The organism is Chitinimonas viridis (assembly GCF_030409555.1).
GTDB lineage: Bacteria > Pseudomonadota > Gammaproteobacteria > Burkholderiales > Chitinimonadaceae > Chitinimonas > Chitinimonas viridis.
Genome location: NZ_JAUFPU010000020.1, coordinates 1 through 1,171 on the forward strand (window position 1 = coordinate 1; position 1,171 = coordinate 1,171).

Below are 1,171 nucleotides of genomic sequence, written 5' to 3' on the forward strand. Positions count from 1 at the left end.
TCCCCTTTGAACAGGGTGGTGGTGATGGCGGCATGACCTCGGACCGCGAACACCTCGAACACTGGAACTACACCAAGTCCGTCCAGCCGGTGGACTATGTCCTCACCGACTACGATTTCCAGAAACCCCGCGCCGACCTCACCGTCCGCTCCCGCGTTGCCCGCGAGCATGGCGAAGCCCGCCATGAGGTGTTCGACTACCCCGGCGAATACGACAACCCGGCTGTCGGCGAGCACTATGTGCGGGTCCAGCTCGATGCCATGCAGGCCCGCCAGGAAACCGTCCGCGGCCAGGGCAATGTCCGGGGCCTGCCGGTAGGCGCCTTGTTTACCCTCAGCGATCACCCGCGCGGCGACCAGAACCGCGAATACCTGGTCACCAGCGCCCACCTCAGCTGGTCGGAAGCCTCCTACGAATCGGGTGCTGGCGACTGGGTCTGTTTGTGCCAGATCGAAGCCCTGCCCAGCAGCCTGCCCTTCCGCCCCACCCGCTACACCCCGCGCCCCTTTGTGCAAGGCCCGCAGACCGCCGTGGTGGTCGGCCCGCAGGGTGAGGAGATCTACAGCGACCAGTACGGCCGGGTCAAAGTGCAGTTCCACTGGGATAGACGCGGCCAGCGCAACCAGCACAGCTCCTGCTGGGTCCGTGCTTCGCAGCCCTGGGCCGGGCAAAACTTCGGCGCCATGGCGGTGCCGCGCATTGGCCAGGAGGTGGTGATCAGCTTTCTGGAAGGGGATCCTGACCAGCCGCTGATTACCGGCCGGGTCTACAACGCCGGCCAGATGCCGCCGTGGGAGCTACCGGCCAACCAGACCCAGACCGGCATGCTGAGCCGCTCCACCCCGGGTGGCAGCTACGACAACGCCAACGCCATCCGCTTCGAGGACAAGAAGGGGGCGGAAGAGCTGTGGCTGCATGCCGAGAAGGACCAGCGCATCGAGGTGGAGAACGACGAAAGCCACTGGGTGGGCCACGACCGCAAGAAGACGGTGGACAACGACGAGACGGTGCTGGTGAAGCATGACCGTACTGAGACGGTGGACAACAACGAGACCATCACGGTGCACAACGACCGCACCGAGCGGGTGGACCACAACGAGAAGATCTCGATTGGCGACAACCGCACGGAGGATGTGGGCAAGAACGAGACCATCAGCATCGGTGAAAACCG

Annotated in this window: 1 protein-coding gene; it reads left to right on the forward strand. The window is 64.7% G+C overall.

The features are described from left to right. Positions 1-32 precede the first annotated feature (32 nt). Positions 33-1,171: type VI secretion system Vgr family protein (locus QWZ03_RS20390; RefSeq protein WP_290334449.1), on the forward strand; the 1,139-nt coding region annotated here is incomplete at its 3' end.